Consider the following 17,178-nt stretch of genomic DNA (forward strand, 5'->3'; position numbering starts at 1 on the left):
CTAATGAAAAGTACATATTTTAAACCTATAGCGAGGAAATCTGTGATTATTGTAGCAATAGTCTGCAGCATATTCACCTCGTGTAAAAAGACGCTTGAGAGCGACTATCTGAATCCGGATGGCTTTACAACTCCTACACCTGAGGGATTTTACACTAATATTCAACAGGAGCTTGGTATATTCAGAACCAGTTATGGAGAGTACTTCCATAATTTTGAAGCCTTTAACAGAACACTGGGAAGTGGTGGTACTGTTAATGATGGTGCCGCAAATACCTATGGATGGGGACATTCTCCATATGGCGACGTTTATAGTAAGCTAAGATCAATTAGAGCAATGAATGATGCGCTTGCAAAATTGCCTGCTGATCAACAAAAGGAATATGAGGTATTTTCCTGGACAGGAATTGTAATTAAGGATTACTTATTTTATCAACTTGCTGATGCGTATAACGATGTGCCTTATACAGACGCAATGAAAGCTCAGGACAATAATTTCTTCCCGAAATTTGATAAACAACAGTTTATCTATACATCTATATTGGCTGATCTAAAAGATGTTTCTGCAAAACTGAAAAACTATACGCTTGGCACAAGTGCTATACAGCAGCTAATTAAGAAAAATGACATATGGTTTGCTGGAGACCTTATTAAATGGCGCACATTTATCAATAGCTTGAGATTGCGATTGGCTATGCGTCTCGCTCTTGCAGATGCTCAGTTAGCTAAAACAACCATTCAGGAGGTATTGCAGGATGGGGTTTATGCAAAAGACAGAGCTAGCTCTATAACTTATGTCGATTTGCAACAAGACAGGGCATTTGAGTTTTTAATAAACCGAGCCTTAGAGGAACTAAGGACAAGAGGTGGTGGTTATTTATGGCTTCCTCAAAATATGATGAATGTATTGAGAAAGGCAGGCCAGCCAGATGATCCCCGTATCAAAGTATTGTTTCAGCCTGATAAAAACGGGAATTATACACCAATGCCGGCTGAAGCAAATGATGTTTCGACAATAAGAAATCAAATTGATCAGACAAACTTGGCAGCAACGTTTCCTTCGTTGTACAATAGAACAACGTTTGAGCGAAATACAGCATTTCCAGCTATGGTGTTAACCTCAACGGAAGTACATTTAATTTTGGCAGAAGCAGGACTTCGCTGGGCAGATCTGGGAATTTCAGTAACAGATCAGCTTAGAGCAGGAATACAAGAATCTATAGATATATATTATGAAATAAATGATAAGAATAAAGCCGCTGTATACACTGGAGTTATGCCTGCAGCTGCACCTGCAAAACCTAATCAGGTAACTATTGATCTTTTTTTAGCTGCGAAAATTGCCGAATTTAATATTGCAAGTAGCACAGAGAAGCTTGGATTGATTTATGACCAGCGCTATGTTCATTTCAATATGTTAAAGCCGTATGAGTTATGGGCGGATACCCGTAGGCTTACTAAAGAGCTTGGTACAAGAGTTAAGAAATCTGCAAGTAACTTTTTGTTAATGGAAAGAACGGTATATCCTAGTACTGAGGAATCAAATAATAGTGAGAATTTTCAAGCTGTTCGAGCTCAGAATAATTATACCAGTCCGGTATGGTGGACAGGTAGGTAAACAAAAAAAGCGCACGAAGTGCGCTTTTTTTTGCTCATTAAAATAACCAAATTTTGAAAAGAAGCTAGATGTAATTGGTAAAGTGCAGTATACTTAAAAAATAAATTAAAAAGTATTATGTTTTTTAATATTATTATTTTAAGTTTATACAACTAAACCAAATAAAGTGTCAGCAAGTCATAAAAAATATCACCACTTACGTAAAGAGGTTATTAAGCATTTATACTTTAATAAAATGCTGACACTAACTGAGCTAAGTGCGTTTACTCATAAAAGCTTGCCGTTGGTAACCAATGTTGTCAATGATTTAGTTAATGATGGTTATGTTATAGAATCTGGACTTGCGCCTTCTACTGGGGGCAGAAGAGCATCGACATTCTTATTGAATCATGAAAAGCAGCGTTATATTGTCGCTGTTGCGATGGATCAACTGACCACTCAGGTTGTAATCTATGATTTACTAAGTAATATTAAAACAGAACCAGAAATTCTGACATTTTCTTTAAGCGAAGAGCCTGCTGATTTAAAAATGCTTATAGAATTTTTAAAAGATTACATTCATCGTTCAGGACTTCCCTCAGATAAGATATTAGGCATCGGTATAGGAATGCCTGGTTTTGTCAGTGCAAAACAGGGTGTTAATTATACTTTTTTTAAACTTAAAGGTCATAACAGCTTAAAAAGTTATTTGGGTAAAGAATTGGGCTTCCCTGTGTTCATAGATAATGATTCCAGTCTGATTGCATTGGCTGAATTGAAATTTGGTGCCGGCAGAGACCTTAAGGAAATACTGGTTGTTAATGTGGGATGGGGAATAGGGCTTGGGATGGTCATTAACGGCACATTATTTAGAGGTCATAGCGGCTATGCAGGCGAGTTTAGTCATATTCCATTGTCTCAAAGTAATAAGTTGTGTTCATGTGGTAAGCGTGGATGTTTAGAAGTAGACACTTCTTTGCTGGTGTTGGTTGAACGCGCAAAAAATGAGATTGCCGCCGGAGTAAGTTCTAAGTTGGAACATTCATTTAAAGATTCAAGTAAGTTACCTGGAGATCATTTTTTGGAAGCTGCAAAAGAAGGAGATCCTTTAGCGGTTTCTATTTTATCGGATGCTGCTTTTTTGATAGGGAAGGGTATAGCTACGCTTATTCATATCATGAACCCGGAGGTTATTGTAATTGGGGGACGAGGTGCGACGGCGGGGAAGATATTAATGGCCCCTGTGCAGCACGCCATTAATGAATTTTGTATACCAAGATTAGCTGAGCAGACAACGATTGCTGTTTCACAGCTGGCTAGTGAATCAGGATTGCTGGGGGCAGCAATTCTTGTGATTGAGAATTGTGATTTTACTTAGCAAGTAAGAATCTCTTTTAATATAAACTACTAAACTAAACAAACACTAACAACTAAATTTAAAAACCATGAAACAGATGTACTTAAAGTGTACGGCTCTGTTGTTATTTAGCCTAATAACAATGTCAGCCTATGCACAAAAAACCGTTACTGGAAAAGTAACCGACGAATCTGGAGCACCCTTGCCGGGAGTGAGTGTGCTTGAAAAAGGAACAAAAAATGGAGCTTCTACGAATGCCAGCGGAAGTTTTAGCATTTCAGTGAAGGAGGGGGCTACACTTAGTTTTACCTCTATTGGATTGATCACCAAGGAGATTGTTGTCGGAAGTTCAACGAGTCTAAACGTAGTTTTGAAATCTTCAACGAGTGACCTTGATGAAATTGTAGTAACAGCTTTGGGTGTAAAAAGAGAAAAGCGGGCTTTAGGCTATGCTACTCAAACGGTGGAAGGAAAAGACCTTACGATTGCCCAGGCACCTACTATTGCACAAGGTTTAATGGGTAAAGTTGCCGGCTTGATAATTACCCAGGCTGGGGGTGGTGCAGAAGGCGGGTCGTCTAGAATTGTAGTGCGTGGAAATACTACGATTACTGGCGATAATAGGGCATTGATCATCGTGGATGGAGTTGCAATTAATAACGACCCTATAAATGTAAACAACAATTCAGGCGGTGGTAGCGTGTTAGGTGCTGTAGGTGCTGATGTTAGTGGCTATAAAGACTGGGGTTCCGGTATGAACATGGTCAATCCCGAAGATATTGAAAACATAACCGTTTTAAAGGGACCTGCAGCTGCAGCTTTATACGGAGCGCGCGGAGGTAATGGTGTTATTTTAATTACACGCAAAAAAGGAAGCAATCGCCAAGGACTTGGCGTGGATTATTCTTTTTCTACCCGTAACACAGATGCGTTTTCGATACTGGATTTTCAAAATGAATATGGTCAGGGTGGTGTGGCGTCTATGACTTCCTCTGATCAAACCAAATGGTTTCCTAAAAACGGTGCAGGTCAGCGTATGCAAGTAGGTAACAACACGAATTCTGCTGGTAACTATACCAACAACTCTCATGGCCCAATGCCTTATCCTAATGCACAAGATTTTTACAGTTATTTTAGTTACCCGGGTAGTTACTCATGGGGGGCACGTTTTGATAACCAGCCAATTATGTTTTACGATGGAGTACAAAGACCTTATGTTGGAAAACCTGATAACTGGAAGGCATATTTCCCTGAAGGCTCAGTAACCTCTCACAATATTGCAGTTAATGGTGGTAATGAAATTGCGACAGCACGTCTTTCATATACAAGGAACGATACAAAGCCTAATATGATTAACAGTAATATACAGAGCAATAATTTTAATCTTGGCTCTACATTAAAAATCAGCAGTAAAATGTCAGCGGAAATTACTTCCAGCTATACTAATTTCAAACGTCTGAATGCAGCAGGACAAGGTGCAGGCTGGCAGGCGGCACCTGTTTATTCTATGGCGAGGGATTATGATCCTGATTTGGTTTTCTCGCAGCAATTTGGTCCAAATGGCGAACGTGTTGATTTTGGAGCGATCCCTACCTTGGCCAATGGGCCAGCATACCCTTGGTCTACAGGGTACCTGAATAACCAGTACTGGCAGTTGTTAAAAAATAATGCAGATTATACACGTAACCAGTTCGTAAGCAGTCTTAAACTTACAGCAGATGTAACAAGTTGGTTAAACGTAACAGCGCTAGGGGGTTTAGATAATTCTAATGATGTGCTTGAGGTAAGAAATACACCGATAGATGTTCTTGGTCAGATTGAGGGTAAATATGCGCAGACATTGTCGAAATATTTGAGTAGAAACTTAAATGCCTTTGCTCGTTTACATAAAGATAACCTGTTTAAAGATATTAATGCCAGCCTTACTTTAGGTGGGGAATCTTTTTACAGAAATGATTATGCAGTGAGCAATTCAACTTCTGGAAATTTTGTTAAGCCATTTATTTATGCATTAAATAATGGAGCGACTGCACCAGCTGCTGGAGATGAAGTAAGATATACTAAGAAAATTAACTCGGTATTTGGATTTCTGAATCTTTCTTATAAAAATTATTTGTTCTTAGAAGGTACCTTAAGAAAGGATTGGTTTAGTACATTGCCAATGGCAAACAATAGTATCGCTTACCCATCAGTTAACCTGGGATATGTATTTACTGATCATATTGAAGGGCTGCAAACCAGTATGCCATGGTTAAATTTTGGTAAGCTTAAACTTTCTTATGCAGAAACAGGCAGTGATGGTTCAATTGATCCTTATTCTATCTTTAATACGCTTGACGGAACAGTATATAATGGATCACAAGCTCAAAGTCTTCCGTCAAATTTGAAAATTGATGGTATTAAGCCAGCAAAAAGCAGGTCTTTTGAAGCGGGCATTAATCTGGGGTTATTTAATAATCGCTTGAATATTGACTTAACAGCATATTCAATGAAGAGCTTTAACCAGATATTGGGTAATCCACTTCCATTATCATCAGGATATAGTACCATTACAATTAATACCGGCTCATTGGGAAATAAAGGTCTCGAGTTTATTGTTGGTGGTTCACCTATTAAGACTAAAGATTTTTCTTGGGATATATCGCTTAGCGGAGCTAAATCAAGCACAAAAGTATTGGGGCTTTCGGATGGAGTTAATGAGTTAAATCTTGGTAATTATTTTGGAGGAGCAGGCGTATCGCAGCGTGTTAAAGTTGGTGAAAGCTATGGTACTATCTACGGTAGAGATTTTGTTTACGTAGATGGCCAGAAGGAAGTAAAGCGTGCTTTGGGTACAGACGGCTTACCGGTAACATATTCAGTTGGTGGTAAAACCTATTATGCAGGTACACAATGGGCACTTACTGCCGCTGAAGTTCCAATTGGAAATTCGCAACCTTTTATGACAGGAGGTATTTCTAATACTTTCCGTTATAAAAACTTCTCATTGTACCTGTTGGCTGATGCCAAAATAGGCGGCGATACTTATTTCGGATCTTATGCAGCAGCTATGGGAAGCGGTACGATTAAAGAAACATTGAAAGAACGTAATGGTGGCGGTTTGCCATATACTTATCCAGATGGAACAACAGCGAATGTTGGTGTTGATTTTGGAGGTGTTTTTGTTGCACGGGATAATACTGGCAAAATACTAAGTACTACTCCAAATACTGATGTTGTGCATTACCTCTGGTATTATGCAGGCACTTATTCAGCATGGAACCATTTGGGCAGACCAACTTCAGCAAGTGTGTTTGAAAACTCATGGTTGAAAATGAGAGAAATTGCGCTTACTTATAGGCTGCCAGAAAAATTAATACAGAAGACAAAAGTATTGCAGAACCTTTCTGTATCGTTGATTGGACGTGACCTGTTTTATATCTTCACCACAATACCAAAGGGGTTGAATCCTGAAGGTGTAAATGGTATCGGTAATATTCAGGGTATTGAATATTCTTCTATGCCGAGAGTACGTTCCTTTGGTTTCAGTATAAAAACTTCTTTATAAGCTTTTATACATTTTCAATTATGTGTTAAACTAAAAATATAAGCGTTATGCAAATACAACATAAAATTATACAGGGTATGCTTGGGCTTACCATGATAATAACGGGTGTTTCGTGCACCAAGGATTTCAAAGATTTAAATACACCGTACAAGGATGTTTCAGTGTCAACTGCTTCACCCGCTGGTCTTTTTAATAACCTGGCTAGCCATGCAACCGATGAGGATTATACCTTATACACGGGTTTATTTATGCCTATTACTAATCAAATGGGTACACAAAATGTAGTAATCAATACAACCAATTACACACGTTCGTATTGGAACAACTATTATCCTGATCTGGCAGACTATAAACTATTACTCAAACTAGTTGCAGCCAGTCCTAGCCCTGCATCCTATGACAATGTGAAATCGATGGCAACTATTTTAATGGGATATAAAACATTACAGATGCTCGATAGATATGGTAGCATACCTTATTCAGAAGCAGGAATAGGAAGTGAAGGGCCAAGCAAATACCGTCCTGCTTATGATGACCAGGCCACTGTGTATAAATCAGTTTTGGCAGATCTTGAAACGGCAGTGAACACGATGAAAACAGGTGGTGCCGCCAGCTCACAGGTTTCAATAGGCGCTAATGAGTCTTTACTGAACAATGATTACAATGCATGGGTAAAGTTTGGCAATGCCATCAGATTACGCTATGCCGTTCGTTTGTATCTTAAGGAGCAGGCTTTGGCATCGGCAATTATTGCAGATATTGTAGGTGGTAATAAGCCCCTGCCGAATGATATGTCATACGGTAATGATCAGATTAATATGCGGAAAAACAATTTTGGTACCTACCCGAAACTCCTTACCGGCAATTTGCCTAGCGGTTGGGGTGATAGGTTTTTTTATGCATTCCGTGAAAAGTCGGTAAGCAGTATCAGGCTGAGCGATAATGTATGGAACCAGATATCATCAAGCAATGCCGACGATGGTTCAGGTATATTTGATCCTCGTAGTGCTGTTTGGTTTATGCCCAACAATTTTGGTAAATGGGTGCCGCAAAAACAAGACAAATCTCAACAGGAAGGGGAAACTAATATTTATGTCAATGCCGATGTTCCTTTGGCGCCTAATACTGCTCCCGATAATAAATTTGCCGGGTTTAACTGGTATATCATGCGGGATTGGCAACAATTTCCATATATCCTGATATCAGAGGCAGATGTTCATTTCCTGAAATCGGAAATATATGCTAAAGGAATGGGTGTTGCAGCAGATTGGGCGAAAGCTGAAGTTGAATACAAGGCAGGATTAACCTCTTCTGTTAACTATTGGTATAGTTACGTGGCGAGTAATTCCGGCTCTATTTGGCCTGCTGCTAATAGACCTACATTAGCCCCAACCGCTATAGCCACTTTCCTGGCAAATCCAAAAGTGGCGTTTGTACCAGCTGACAATACAGGGAATCTTCAAAAGATCATCACCCAGGCATGGCTAGCAGCTATTTTTGAAGCACCGGAGGCTTGGGCAATCGTAAGAAGAACAGGAATGACTCCAAGGACGATACCTGCGACTACGAAGTATAATAAATTGCCGTATCCGACTGATGAAGAAACAAATAACCGTGAGAATTGGCTAAAAGCAAGTGGTGGTGCTGATCCTGATGCTGAAATGTTGAAAAAAGTTTATTGGATGCCATAAATTAAAATTCCTAATTTATAATCCTATTTTTAGCTTTAAATCCCAGTTGCAGGTCAACTGGGATTTTTTAATAAAGCAGAATGAAAACCATGGTGATTTTGCGATCACACAGATAAAAACAAATTATATGCAGATGAAAACCAGACTCCTTATTTTTTTTAGCGCTATTTTTCTTTTCATTGATTCCAAGGCTCAGGACAACGGGGTTCACCAGCAATCCACCATATACGAGTGGCCTACTGACCCGCTTGTAAAACAAAAGCTCGACAAGTGGCAGGATCAAAAATTCGGAATGATCATTCACTGGGGACTATATGCGGTACCCGGAATCATGGAATCCTGGAACCTGTGCTCGGAAGACTGGATCTCTAGAGACAGTACCATTACCTATGAGGATTACAAAAAATGGTACTGGGGATTAAATGCCAAATTTAATCCAGTCAATTTCAATCCTGAACAATGGGCTAAAGCGGGTAAAGATGCCGGTATGAAATACCTTGTTTTCACGACGAAACATCACGATGGCTTCAATATGTTCGATACCAAAGAATCAGATTTCAGCATTGCCAAAGGTCCTTTTAAGGATAATCCAAAAGCAGATGTGGCTAAATATGTGTTTGATGCTTTCCGCAAACAGGACTTTATGATCGGTGCTTATTTTTCTAAGCCAGACTGGCACTCGCAGTACTACTGGTGGTCTAAGTATGCAACTGCAGACAGGAATAACAACTACGACATCCGCAAAAATCCATGGCGCTGGAATCAGTTTAAGCAGTTTACCTTCAATCAGATTAGCGAGCTGATGCACAACTATGGTTCGGTTGATATCCTATGGCTTGACGGAGGATGGGTGAGGCCTTTGGAAACTGTAAATGCTGAAGTGCTATCCTGGGGTGCAAGAATCCCCGAATGGAGTCAGGATATCAATATGCCTAAAATAGTGGGTATGGCACGCGAAGCGCAACCAGGATTGTTGGTGGTAGACCGCACGGTACATGGCCCTTATGAAAACTACCAGACACCCGAACAGCGGGTACCTGAAAAGCAATTGGATCATCCCTGGGAAAGTTGCATGACCTTAGGCGGAGCATGGGGCTTTGCGGCAGGCGATCAATTTAAAACAACTGCCAAGGTAGTTCATACACTTATAGAAGTGGTTGCCAAAGGCGGAAGTCTGTTGCTGGGTATAGGCCCAAAACCGGACGGAACGCTTCCTCAGAATGCCATCGCAAGATTGGAAGATATAGGCAAATGGGTAAACAAAAATGGCAAGGCACTGTATGGAACGCGCATCACGAAAGATTATCATGATGGAGACACCTGGTTTACGCAAAGCAAGGATGCCAAAACAAGATATGCGCTAACTTGTATTAAAGAAAAAACTACAGTTCCAGAATATGTGATATGGAACGGGAATGTCCCAGCTAAAGGAGCTAAAATGACATTATTGCAAACAGGGAAAAATGTGAAATGGGAAAAAACGGATGCAGGAGTAAAGGTATGGTTGCCTAAAGGCCTGCCGTCAGACTTACCTGCACTTGCATTCTCATTTACAGCCCAATAATTAGGATAGGGGAGCGATTCCCAATTTAGCTGCCAGTTCATTCAGGTCATTCACCACAACATCAATGAGGGGAATGCCCTGAATTTTTCTTTCCTGCTCAAAATTGTATTCAGGTTCACCTGGAATGATTACTTTTTTATTTTCATCTATTGTCTTAGCATTTTTAAAGCGGGTGATCCAATTGTCCAGATGGTCTTTAAACTCCTGTGCCGGCCTGAAGCCATCAATCCTCATTGCACCCAGGAAATGACCAATTCCTTCTCCTACAGGGTCTGTGGGTGGTTCCAGAAAAGCTACGAACGGAGGAACCCAGGGGCCATAATTTGCGCCAGACAAAACCGCAGACAGGATATCCACGGTAGCGCTTAACCCATAACCTTTATGACTGCCATGTTCCTTATCACTCCCCAAAGGCAGCAACGAACCACCTTGTTTCAATTGATGAGGGTCTGTAGATGGATTGCCTGAAGCATCTTGTGCCCAGCCTTCCGGAATAGGGGAGCCTGAACGCTGCGCAATCTCTAATTTTCCGTTTGCCGCCGCCGCAGTCGCCATATCGACTACCAATGGAGGATACGTTCCAGCCGGAAAGGCATAACACATTGGGTTTGTTCCCAGTAAACGTTCGTTGGCATAGGTAGGGGCTACAAGCGGACTTGCATTTGTCATGCTGATGCCGATCATCTCTTCTTTTACAGCCATCAGCGAATGATACCCCGCTATTCCAAAATGATTTGAATTCTTAACAGATACCCAACCACTTCCATAAATCTTTGCTTTTTCTATGGCCACTTTCATTGCAAATGGCGCGACAACCAAACCTAGTCCGCCGTCACCATCTACGGTCGCTGTTGTGGCTGTTTCGTGAACCACACGTACATTGGGTGTCGCATTGATCCTTTGCTTTTCCCATAAGCGTACATATCCGCTCAAACGTGCTACTCCATGTGAATCAATTCCCCTAAGGTCTGATTTTAGCAATACATCAGCTGCAAGGTCGGCGTCAGCATCAGGGCATCCCATCTTAAGGAATACATTTTTAGTGAAAAGGCGTAATTTATCTTCTGGAAAAGTATAAAAGGTCATGGTATCTAGGCAAAGAGTACGGTAAATTGATGATCCAGGGGTTTAAATGTTCTGATCAGAGCGTCTATAAAATCATCACCGTATAAAACAAACATAGGTGCGATATTTAAAACCCTTTCTTGTAAAACACCAGTAGGGAACAGTTTTTCTTTCAGGCTTTCTATTTGAGAAAATGAAGTAACATGTTTTCTTTTCTCGGCCCTGAGCATTTTTTGCTCTAGTGCCGAAATCAGCTTCAGCGCCTTGGTTTTTGCCGCATCTGCAGATTGAGAAAGTGTCTTGTCTATTTTGTAAGCATTCAGTTTTATCTGGTCAAATACTGCTCTCACAGCTCTTTCCTCATCATCAAGCGTAAGCTGTAGATTAACATGGGATTTGATCCAGTCTGTTTTCAAAGTTTCTGTATTGCTAAACAATTGTTTGTGACTAATGCCTAAAATCTGCATTCTGTTTTCACTTCTTTTGTCTATGACCAAAGCAGAATTTCGCAGCATCAATACAGGGTAATCAACTTTATAGTGATCGAAGCTCGCTTTTAATTCCAGCCAGTAAGTAACTTCTGCGCCACCGCCAATATATGCCAGGTTAGGTAATATGACTTCCTGATAAACTGGCCTCATCACCACATTCGGACTAAATCTTTCGGGATGTTCATTGATTTCAAGTTGCAGGGCTTCCTTACTGAAACTAATGTCAGAATGCATCACTTTATACACATTGTCTTCAGCTACGATTCTTTCCCTCAGCCCGTCAACCATATAAAAAAAGTTAATTTCCCTTGGGTTTACCTGTATCTTATAACCTAGTTCTTCCAGCTTAGTATTGGTGTTTTCAATATGTTTAAAGCTGTTTTCTTCGGTGATGTCTCTATATATGATTTCGGCAAATTGTCTTTTCAGGTCAATCTCATCTGCATCTACACAAACAAGCCCGTATTCACCAAAAAGTGCGTCTACCAGTTCACGGGTAGCATCACTCAGTTTCGCATTATTTGTATAGGCATCTTCTACCAGTCTTGATAACATCAGACCGTTTTTACTGATGCCCAGGTAGCCTTTGTAGGCAGTCAGGGCTTCAATGATATCCTTGGTATCTAATCTGCCAGTTGCCCCTGAGGCCTTTTTATTCCAGGTAATCCTTTTGTCTTCTACTTTCACATGATTGATTTCTTCAAAGTCATGATCTTCAGTAGCCATCCAGTATACAGGTACAAAATTATATTCAGGAAATTTGGTTTTCAGGTCTTTAGCTAAATTTATAGCGGTAACTATTTTATAGATAAAATAGAGGGGCCCGGTAAATATATTGAGCTGATGGCCTGTAGTAATGGTAAAAGTCTTCTCATCAGACAGGAGTTCAATATTTGTCTTGACTGGAGAAGAGGGGCTGGCAGAGGCATATTGATTTTTTAAAGTCTGTACTAAAACAGACCTTTCGCCCATAAAATTGCGATTTTTTATAGCCTCAGAGAAGCCGGCAAAATCCGGAGTATACCTGTAAAATTCTCTAAGCTGCGCTTTGCCGCCAATGTAATCCAGTACAGTGGAAGAGAAAGCGTTTGTTTCCTGATAAGTGATGTATTTGGCCTCCATTGCTACGAATTTAAGTTAATAAACCATAATTCTTAATTTGAAGCCTTTATTTTACAATCCGTCCATATAGATCAAAATCCTCGGCGCGGTCTATCGTTACATTTACAAAACTACCATTTGCAGCATATCCCGTTGCAGCGTCAATCAAAACCTCATTGTCTACCTCAGGAGAGTCAAATTCAGTACGTCCGATAAAGAAGTCGCCCTCTTTTCTGTCTACCAGAACCTTATAAGTTTTGCCAACTTTTTCCTGATTGATGTCGAATGAAATGCCTTGTTGTAATTCCATAATGGCGTCCACGCGTTCCTGTTTCACCTCATCAGGAACATCATCCACCAAATTATGTGCATGTGTTTTCTCCTCGTGCGAATAGGTAAAACATCCCAATCTGTCGAAACGTGTTTCTTCTACCCAGCTCATCATTTCCTCGAAATCTTCTTCTGTTTCTCCAGGATAACCGCAAATCAGGGTAGTACGCATAGCGATGCCTGGTACTTTATCTCTGATCTGGTTGACGATATCTATGGTCTTTTGCTTCGTGATACCACGGCGCATTGATTTCAGCATATTGTCTGTGATGTGCTGTAAAGGCATGTCCAGGTACTTGCAAATATTCTCACGCTCATTCATGGCATCCAGTATTTCCATCGGGAAACCAGAAGGGTAGGCGTATTGCAACCTGATCCACTCGATGCCTTGCACATCAGATATCCGGCGCAATAATTCGTCAAGATTACGTTTCCCATAAATGTCCAGTCCGTAGTAAGTAAGGTCCTGTGCAATGAGGATCAATTCTTTAGTGCCATTGGCAGCCAGAATTTTCGCCTCATTCACCAGCTCGTTCATATCGCGTGAAACGTGCTTACCTCTCATCAAAGGAATGGCACAGAAAGAGCAGGGACGGTTACAGCCTTCTGCTATTTTAAAATAAGCAAAATGAGAAGGTGTGGTCAGCAAACGTTCGCCAATCAACTCATGTTTATAGTTTGCACCCAGGGAGTGCAGTAAATTATTCAGGTCATTGGTGCCGAAGAAGGCATCAACGTTAGTAATTTCAGCTTCAAGTTCGGGTTTGTAACGTTCAGATAAACAACCTGTCACGATTACTTTTCCCACTTTTCCTTCCTCTTTAAGCTGACTGTATTGTAAAATAGTATCTATAGATTCCTGCTTGGCATTGTCTATAAAGCCACAAGTGTTAATCACCACAATATCATCCTTGCCAACTTTATTGGCTTCATGAACAACGTCCAGGCTGTTACCACGCAACTGACCCATCAATACCTCTGAATCATAGGTGTTTTTTGAACAGCCTAGTGTGATGACATTGATTTTAGGTTTCTTAACGGGGATAATGGTGGATCTTGTTTTTGTATTCATATTTTTATTTAAACAAGCTTTCTACAAAAGCTTTTTTGTCAAATAGCTGAAGGTCATTTACACCTTCGCCAACGCCTATATATTTTACGGGTATTTTAAATTGATCAGAGATGCCGATTACAACACCACCTTTGGCAGTACCATCCAGTTTGGTGATGGCCAAAGCATTCACATCTGTAGCTTCAGTAAACTGCTTGCATTGCTCAAAAGCATTTTGACCGGTAGAGCCGTCCAGAACTAGTAAAATCTCATGAGGAGCACCTGGTACAACCTTCTGCATTACATTTTTGATCTTACCAAGCTCATTCATCAGTCCGACTTTATTGTGCAAACGACCAGCGGTATCAATGATCACGACATCTTCGCCATTCGCTACGGCCGACTGCAAAGTATCAAATGCTACAGAGGCAGGGTCAGAACCCATGGCCTGTGCTACGACACGGACGCCAACACGTTCACCCCAAAGTTTAATCTGTTCTACCGCAGCAGCCCTGAAAGTATCAGCAGCGCCCAGCACAACTTTTAAATTCTCTGCTTTAAGTTTGTGGGCTAGTTTTCCGATAGTTGTAGTTTTTCCTACACCGTTTACACCAACCACCATAATTACATAGGGTTTGTGCTGACTGCCATATTCGAAGCTGCGGAAATCATTGCTGTTGTTTTCTGCAAGGAGCAGTTGAATCTCATCACGCAATAAGCCATTAAGTTCGGAAGTAGAAAGGTATTTGTCTTTAGCTACACGCTGCTCTATACGCTCAATAATCTTTAATGTCGTGCTTACACCCACATCAGAAGTTACCAAAACCTCTTCAAGATTATCAAGTACATCATCGTCAACTGTAGATTTTCCTGCTACAGCTTTGGTGATTTTGCTTAAAAAACCTTCTTTAGTTTTCTCTAATCCTTTATCAAGAGCCACTTGCGCTTCAGGCGCGGTCTCCTTTTTTTTGAAAAAATCGAATAAACCCATATGAATGTATAACAAAACAAAAAAAGCCCTCCCAGAATGAAGGGACGGCTTTAATATCGTAAAATATTAAAATTATTTTTTAGATGCGATAGCATCTTGAACGTGATCGTTGTGAACAATAACTTCTTTGAAAGAATAAGCACCTTTAGGTGATTTAGTCATTGTAATAACTTTTGAATATTCTTTTCCTTTACCCGTTTTTAGGGTTGCAACTACTTTTTTTGCCATGATCTAAATAGATTTGTATTTAGTAAATACTATTACTTAATTTCTTTGTGAACCGTTACTTTTTTCATTACCGGGTTGAATTTTTTCAATTCTAAACGCTCAGTAGTGTTTTTACGGTTTTTAGTAGTGATGTATCTTGACATACCAGGCATGCCACTGGTTTTATGCTCTGTACACTCTAGAATAACTTGTACTCTGTTACCTTTTTTTGCCATTTTCTTAATATTACGGTTGATTTCACATCAACCAATTTTTTCTATAAATATCCTTTTTTCATGAAACGATTGATCGCTTCAGAAATACCAATTTTGTTGATGGTTTTGATAGCTGAAGTAGATACTTTAAGTGTTATCCAACGATCTTCTTCAGGAATATAAAATTTCTGAAGTTGTAAGTTGGGATAAAACTTACGCTTAGTTTTAACGTTCGAGTGAGAAACATTAAAACCTGTCATCGCCATTTTTCCGGTTAAATCACAAACTCTTGACATGCCTTTATTATATATTGTTAATTGTTCTTCGCTTAATTTTTTTAAGAGTGTGCAAATATCATTAAAATATTTGTAATCATCAAGAGCGGGTGCAAAATATTTTTCATTTTCCTGGTCACACCTCAATTGCAAGCCAGCTGTTGTTCGGCAGATAGTGCACTGGTAATACATTTGGTGCAGGCATGTTCGGAAAAAGGTACCTGTTTTGCGAACATGCCTGGAACCAGCCTGCAAGCAGTGTAGTAGCAGGTATATAAATTTAGCAATGAAAATTAAAATTTATTTTTCTTTTAGTTGGTTTATATGAAGGAACTTATATAATATTTGTAGGAGTAATTGCTTAACTTTAAGATTACGGGGGTAATACATTAGGCTGCTTATAGCACATATACCGATCAGGAACTGTTGTCTTTATTGAAAGAGGGAGAACATGCAGCTTTTAATGAGGTGCATCACCAGTACTATGCTTTGCTGATTCGTTATGCATATAACATTATTAAGGATAAGGAAGCTTGTAGTGATTTGGTGCAAGATGTACTGGTGTGGTTTTGGGAGCACCGTGAGCAACACCAGATGAGCAGTATAAAAGGCTACCTGATTATGGCTGTAAAGTATAAGGTTTCTAATGTAATCAGAAAGGGTAAGGTGCGGGAAAATTATGTGCTTTCTGCTTTGAATCCCCCAGGTTATTCATTAAATGAAGAAAGCCTGGAGCTAAAGGAGTTGCAGGCTGTAATCGAAAGTTTTATACAGCAGCTCCCTGATAAATGCGGTGAGATCTTTAGGATGAGCAGAGAAGAGCAGCTGACCAATAAGGAGATAGCGGCTAAACTGGGTATATCGGAAGTAACGGTAGCTGTACAGATTAAGCGAGCTTTGGATAAATTAAGGGCTAACCTTGGTAAATTGCATTTCTGGATAAATTTCTTTGTTTAGGATGCTAAACGCGTTTCTTTTTACTGAGCTTATATACCAAAAAGGCGCCGCCGCCTATGAAAGCCAATACCATTAAAATTGCCGTCAGATATCCAACTACAGCTCCAATCATCAATGCGGCGGAATTTTTATTTCCTTGAATTGTCTTTTTATCTGCAATTAATAATAGCGAATTGAAGAAGCGATCTCTTTCCTTCTTTGTGGCCAATTTATGTTCAGGCGATGTCCAGAAATGAAAAGAAAAGGTAAACTGATTTGTGAAAATAAAGCGTTCGAACCTTAAGCTAGGCAGATTTGGATTGATAGTGGTTGTATACTCAATGTCTACTCCCTTTACTCCGTTAATTTCAAATGCATTTCTACTAATTAATTTGCCTTTTGTTGCCGAAAGTACCCCATTTACACAACCGTCATATTTGTTGTTGAGATTAAGACCCAAAAGTGGCTGTAAAAAAGTAATAGGATTCTTTATTATGGCTAAATATACTGCATTTGAATCTCTGCAAACATAGGTTTTACAATCCATGGTGTCTGTTTGGATTGGTTTGGAAGGAAAGACAACTGAAAAAATATCTGATAGGTTCTGTTTATATGTGCTTTGTCCTTTTACATGGCATATGCTAAACAATAGCGAGAAAAGAATGATGATCCATTTCATAAGAGCGTATTTGCATTTTTTAACTATTGTAAAGTTAAAATAAACATTTATAAATACGGGTTTCAGTAGATGTTTAAGAAGT

At 39.8% G+C, this 17,178-nt stretch carries 14 protein-coding genes; 6 read left to right on the forward strand and 8 right to left on the reverse strand.

The window, feature by feature from the left end:
* Positions 1 to 3: 3 nt before the first annotated feature.
* The 5 genes from R2Q78_RS10870 (at position 4) to R2Q78_RS10890 (ending at position 9,755) form a co-directional block, all read left to right on the forward strand.
* Positions 4 to 1,617: a SusD/RagB family nutrient-binding outer membrane lipoprotein gene (locus R2Q78_RS10870; RefSeq protein ID WP_316791711.1), complete on the forward strand. Its 1,614-nt coding sequence runs from the start codon at positions 4 to 6 to the stop codon at positions 1,615 to 1,617.
* Between the two features lie 166 nt (positions 1,618 to 1,783).
* Positions 1,784 to 2,974, forward strand: a complete 1,191-nt coding sequence (locus R2Q78_RS10875; protein WP_316791712.1) for an ROK family protein — start codon at positions 1,784 to 1,786, stop codon at positions 2,972 to 2,974.
* Positions 2,975 to 3,095: 121 nt separating this feature from the next.
* Entirely contained in the window at positions 3,096 to 6,500 is a 3,405-nt protein-coding gene (locus R2Q78_RS10880; protein ID WP_316791714.1) for a SusC/RagA family TonB-linked outer membrane protein, read from the forward strand.
* 47 nt (positions 6,501 to 6,547) lie between these two features.
* Complete coding sequence (locus tag R2Q78_RS10885; protein WP_316791717.1) at positions 6,548 to 8,191, forward strand: SusD/RagB family nutrient-binding outer membrane lipoprotein; 1,644 nt, start codon at positions 6,548 to 6,550, stop codon at positions 8,189 to 8,191.
* 133 nt (positions 8,192 to 8,324) lie between these two features.
* Complete coding sequence (locus R2Q78_RS10890; RefSeq protein ID WP_316791720.1) at positions 8,325 to 9,755, forward strand: alpha-L-fucosidase; 1,431 nt, start codon at positions 8,325 to 8,327, stop codon at positions 9,753 to 9,755.
* Here R2Q78_RS10890 and R2Q78_RS10895 read toward each other — a convergent pair whose 3' ends face one another.
* From R2Q78_RS10895 to rpmB, 7 genes are all read right to left on the reverse strand, one after another.
* A complete protein-coding gene (locus R2Q78_RS10895) occupies positions 9,756 to 10,841 on the reverse strand; it encodes an Ldh family oxidoreductase (protein ID WP_316791723.1) in 1,086 nt (361 codons plus the stop codon).
* Positions 10,842 to 10,846: 5 nt separating this feature from the next.
* Entirely contained in the window at positions 10,847 to 12,433 is a 1,587-nt protein-coding gene (gene bshC / locus R2Q78_RS10900) for a bacillithiol biosynthesis cysteine-adding enzyme BshC (RefSeq protein WP_316791726.1), read from the reverse strand.
* Positions 12,434 to 12,479: 46 nt separating this feature from the next.
* A complete protein-coding gene (rimO, locus tag R2Q78_RS10905) occupies positions 12,480 to 13,814 on the reverse strand; it encodes a 30S ribosomal protein S12 methylthiotransferase RimO (RefSeq protein ID WP_316791729.1) in 1,335 nt (444 codons plus the stop codon).
* 4 nt (positions 13,815 to 13,818) lie between these two features.
* Positions 13,819 to 14,784, reverse strand: coding sequence for a signal recognition particle-docking protein FtsY (gene ftsY / locus R2Q78_RS10910; protein WP_316791731.1), 966 nt, complete (start codon positions 14,782 to 14,784; stop codon positions 13,819 to 13,821).
* Positions 14,785 to 14,856: 72 nt separating this feature from the next.
* The gene (locus R2Q78_RS10915) at positions 14,857 to 15,012 is read right to left on the reverse strand and encodes a DUF4295 domain-containing protein (protein ID WP_133577168.1); all 156 of its coding nucleotides are present in this window, start codon (positions 15,010 to 15,012) and stop codon (positions 14,857 to 14,859) included.
* 32 nt (positions 15,013 to 15,044) lie between these two features.
* Positions 15,045 to 15,227: a 50S ribosomal protein L33 gene (gene rpmG, locus R2Q78_RS10920; protein WP_136837740.1), complete on the reverse strand. Its 183-nt coding sequence runs from the start codon at positions 15,225 to 15,227 to the stop codon at positions 15,045 to 15,047.
* Positions 15,228 to 15,268: 41 nt separating this feature from the next.
* Complete coding sequence (gene rpmB, locus R2Q78_RS10925) at positions 15,269 to 15,502, reverse strand: 50S ribosomal protein L28 (protein ID WP_131597730.1); 234 nt, start codon at positions 15,500 to 15,502, stop codon at positions 15,269 to 15,271.
* Positions 15,503 to 15,907: 405 nt separating this feature from the next.
* On the opposite strand from rpmB, the gene R2Q78_RS10930 reads away from it, so the two are divergent.
* Positions 15,908 to 16,438, forward strand: a complete 531-nt coding sequence (locus tag R2Q78_RS10930) for an RNA polymerase sigma-70 factor (RefSeq protein WP_316791735.1) — start codon at positions 15,908 to 15,910, stop codon at positions 16,436 to 16,438.
* A 4-nt stretch (positions 16,439 to 16,442) separates the two neighbouring features.
* On the opposite strand, the gene R2Q78_RS10935 is transcribed toward R2Q78_RS10930, so the two are convergent.
* A complete protein-coding gene (locus tag R2Q78_RS10935; protein ID WP_316791736.1) occupies positions 16,443 to 17,096 on the reverse strand; it encodes a hypothetical protein in 654 nt (217 codons plus the stop codon).
* Between the last annotated feature and the right edge of the window lie 82 nt (positions 17,097 to 17,178).

It is taken from the genome of Pedobacter frigoris (assembly GCF_032678645.1).
Classification (GTDB): Bacteria; Bacteroidota; Bacteroidia; order Sphingobacteriales; family Sphingobacteriaceae; genus Pedobacter; species Pedobacter frigoris_A.